This is a genomic window from Novosphingobium sp. KN65.2 (genome assembly GCF_001368935.1).
Lineage (GTDB): Bacteria > Pseudomonadota > Alphaproteobacteria > Sphingomonadales > Sphingomonadaceae > Novosphingobium > Novosphingobium mathurense.
In genome coordinates this window covers 1-4,137 of sequence record NZ_CCBH010000122.1, presented here as the reverse complement: position 1 = coordinate 4,137, position 4,137 = coordinate 1, and the positions used below count along the sequence as shown (strand labels likewise).

The following is a 4,137-nucleotide window of genomic DNA, read 5'->3' as shown; positions in this document are numbered from 1 at the left end:
CAGAAAAGGGGCCAGGCTCAAGGCAGTTTTACACTAACAAACCGCACGGACCACTCAGTGGGGGCCGGTCAATCGTTCAGCGCGACAGGAACGCGATCACGGTCGCGCTGTCGAGGAACGGGGCCATAAAGTCCTTGTCACCGGCGGCCTGAAATCAAGCCAGGACGAGCCCGTCATTCTCCAAAGGATCATCCCCGACGATGGAGGTGCTCGCCTTGCTCACAACGTTCAGGGCCCGGCCTGTTTTGCACGCCGCAGTTCGATTAGCTGACCGTCTGAACCTTGGGGGACGGAAATCGAAGCTTGAACGGCACGGAAAGGTCAAAATTGAGGGCGGTAACTAAATTCTTACGGTCACGGACACTTGCTTGACCTCGAAACGGCAGTTCGTAGGCTGACCCGCCTTTGCACATCGGCAATGACCATGGCGGAAATAGTTTGGAGGCCTCGAGGCACTGAATCGTCCAGCGCTCGGGTGCAGTTGTAGACGCGAGCCAAAGATTCTCATTCAACAACTGTTATGATTCGAAGCACATAGGCTTTCGAAAATTGCAGGTTCTAAATGAATATCGTATTATCCATGGCTGCAGATTTGCCAAGCATGTGCTCCATAAAAAAGAACTCGTTCCTATTGTCCTGGGCGGCACTGTCTCACACCCCGATAGATTTAAGAACTGGACACTAATTTAGGCCTACGAATTACGCCACATGAGCGCAGAAGCCACGGCTTTGCATTCCGAGAGGCACCCTTCCACAACTGATTTATCATTTGCTTTCGTAGGCGATATTCGCAGGGATTGTGAGACTGATCGCGGTACCGCCATTGGCGGAGACGGAGATGTTTAGAGAGCCTGACAGCCGGCCTGCCCGTTCGCGCATTCCAATGAGCCCGTAGTGTCCTTCCCGCCCTCCAGCGGCAAGGATCTCCAAAGGCATGCCAACGCCATCATCCTCTACAACCACCATCACGTGGGCCGTGCGGTATCGGACAAGCAGCACAATGCTGCCTGCCTTGGCGTGACGCGCCGCGTTGCTCAGAGCCTCGCGCACGATGCTCGCGATCTCTTCCGCGACAGGCGCGCACACCAGCCGCGGCGTGCCGAACGTCTCCAAGCGCCATTCGATCGAAGAAGGAAGCATGTCGTCAGCCAGCACGGAAAGTCGATCAGATAGTTCGACAGGGCGTAGATCCTGGCGGATCGAGTGGACTCGGTCTCGGCCTTCGATCAGCATGCTCTCGGCGCGGTCCAGCGCACTTTCCATCTCGAGGCGCGACCTTTCCCCCCGTGGCAACAGTTCGACTACGGTCTGAAAGCGCAACATCAGACCCTGGAAACCCTGCAACAATGTGTCATGCAATTCTCGGGCTATTCGCTCACGTTCCGCAAGTTGTGCCTCGACCCGGCTGCGCGCCCGCTCTGTAATGATAGAGAGTCGCCTTCGGTAAAGAAACCAGGCTAGTGCAAGTACTATGGCAGCGCAGACAAAGTAGAACCAGAGAGCCTGATAGAAGGCCGGTGCGATGATGAAGCGCAATTTCGCCCCCTCACTGTTCCAAATGCCGGCGTTGTTGGCGGCGACGACCTGGAACTCGTAGGGTCCCGGTCCCAAGTTGGTAAACAGCGCCTGTCGCTCCGGCCCCGCCTCGTACCAGCCCCCCTGACCGCCGATCAGCCTGTAACGGAAACGATTGGCAGTTGCATCGGTCAGGCTGAGCGCCGTGTATTGAATCTCGATGCGCCCTACGTTCGGAGTTAAATGCCGGGGTGCGCCCGACAGAGGGTATTTGGTGCCGTCGGCGCTCATCGACAGTATCGCGACGGGCGGCACGACGCGATTTCGGACAATACTGGACGGATCGACCCATGCAACGCCGCCGTCGGTAGCAAACCAAAGTGTCCCGCTGGAATCGCGCGCTATGTCGTTCGCTTCGAATATGTTGGACCTGCCGCGATAGTCGCTATCCTCGCCGATGCGCTGGAAAGGGACTGGTGTGCCGGGCTTACGAAATGCCTGCGCGAGCGCCTGAGTCTTGACCCGCACGATGCCGGAGCTACCGATCATCCAGATCCAGCCATCGGGCGTTCGAAGAATGCCCGTCATTCCGGCCAGAAAAGGATAGTCCCGCTCGGACAGCTGGAAAACCCTGTCCTTCGAAACCAGCGCCAGCCCTTTCTGCCCACCGACCAGCAATCCTTCGCGAACCTGAGCTAAAGTGGTGATGGAGCCAATCGCGAGCGATGCACTTGGCACAAGGATGCGTGTGCCGAGTGCCTTGAACTCAAGGAGCCCTACACGGCTACGTGCGGCAAAGAGCCCGCCCTTTGGGGCCTGCCTGAGCATGGTGATGGTCCCACCGGGTTTCCCGGCCTCGGTCAACAGACCATTTTCGACCCGGTAAAGACGGTCCATGCCGGTCCAGAAGTTACCTTCCGCATCCTGCGCGCAGGTCACCGACAAAGGCCCATTGACCTCTCTCACACGCTTCAACGCCCCATTGCCCTTAAGTTCAAGCAGGAAGGCTCCTTCGAGGCTAATCGCCAACATCCGGTCAGGACTTCCGCACAAAACACCTATGTTCTTTTTACTAAAGATCAGTCTAGCAACAGTATCGCCACGACCGATTCTATAGACGCCAGCCGGGCCAGCAAAGAACACGTGTGGCGAAGCCGGACCGCTGACAAACCCGGTGACTGGCGCTGGCGCATCTTTATCTAGCACCATTGTAGTCGGCGCAAAGCGGTCGAGGCCCGAAGCCGTCCCAACCCAGACATTACCTTCACGATCTTCCAGGACCGACAATGAGAGTTTCGCCGACATTCCAGTCGCTGTCTCGCCGACCAACTTCTCACCTGAATAACGGTAGCGAACCAACCCATCGTCCTGTCCGGTGACCCAGATTCCACTATCGCGATCGACCAGAATATGACGGGTTACGTAGGGCGTACCGAGATGCGCGAGTCTCGCCTGTACCCCTGTCCTATCCAACCTTCGCAAACCGCTGTCGTCAGCGAGCCAGACCACCCCATCGCGACCTTCGGCGAATGCTGCGAAACTCCCCACCGTTCCCATGTCGCGCTGAAAATACGATCCGCTCGGAGCAAGACGCAGAAGCGCGGGGGGCAGCGCCACGTAAACCGTCCCGTCGCTGACCGGGAGGACCGGCCCCATCAACCCGTCGACCAGACCATTCTTGCTATCGAAACGAGTCCAGTGCCCTGCTTGGTAGCGCGCAAGTTGCATCGCGCCGCGAGCCTCGCTCGCGATCCATATTGCGCCATCGCGCGCCTGGACGATGGAGGCCACTCCCCCTTGCGGCGGCCACGGGTTGGCTGCGCGAAGATGGCCGTTGCGATAGACAGCGATACCTCCGAAATCATAACCTACCCAGATTTCTCCATTGTTAGCGGCCAGCAGCGCGGTAACCTGGAGCGATCGTTTAGGATCGTCATGCTCGGGTACGATCCGATGGAAGCGGATCCCGTCGAAACGGTAAAGACCAGTCGAACTGCCTAGCCAGAGGAAGCCGTTCTTGGTCTGCGCCAGAGCACGGATGTTACCCGGTGCACCATCGCGCAAGGTCCAGGCGGTATGGTGCAACTGGTCGAGACTGCGATCAGAACTCAGGGCATTTCCGGGCCCAGACGCCAAGCAGAGGCCAAGTGCCACCAAAAAGAGCCGGCCCATGCAGGCTACAGCGCGACTTGCTGAAATCAACGATGCAATGTCCTGAATAAGCCTCGTTCGGCATTGGCCTAGCCGAACTCTATCGAGCCGAACTGGCGTGTTTGCAAGCCTCCTTGGGGGGTAAGCTTCGCCCCCCCATCGAGGCTTTACGACAATCCTGCGCAGCCATATCGTACTGGCATGTTTCATACGCTTCGTCCCCGTCGAGCCCACAGGGCACCCAAGCCATTCGACTCGGAGCTGGGCGGCCAAGCACAACTCATTCATGAGCATTTGGGCCCCGCGGGACAGAGCCCGAACTCCAATTCCGAATTGCCGGACGATCAAAAACGGGTTGGCCCGATAGACATGACCCGAATGCTTGCCCTTCTGTTCGAAGCACAAAAAGCGCTCCCAAACGAACCAGATCTAGCGAAGCTTCATCTCGACAATCGTAAACGCACGGTTGAG

The 4,137-nt window shown here is 57.9% G+C and carries 1 protein-coding gene; it reads right to left on the bottom strand.

The features are described 5' to 3' along the window. Positions 1 to 765: 765 nt before the first annotated feature. Positions 766 to 3,600 carry a sensor histidine kinase gene (locus tag SPHV1_RS04310; RefSeq protein ID WP_197277641.1) on the bottom strand — a complete coding sequence of 945 codons (2,835 nt, stop codon included), beginning with the start codon at positions 3,598 to 3,600 and terminating at the stop codon, positions 766 to 768. Positions 3,601 to 4,137: the final 537 nt, after the last annotated feature.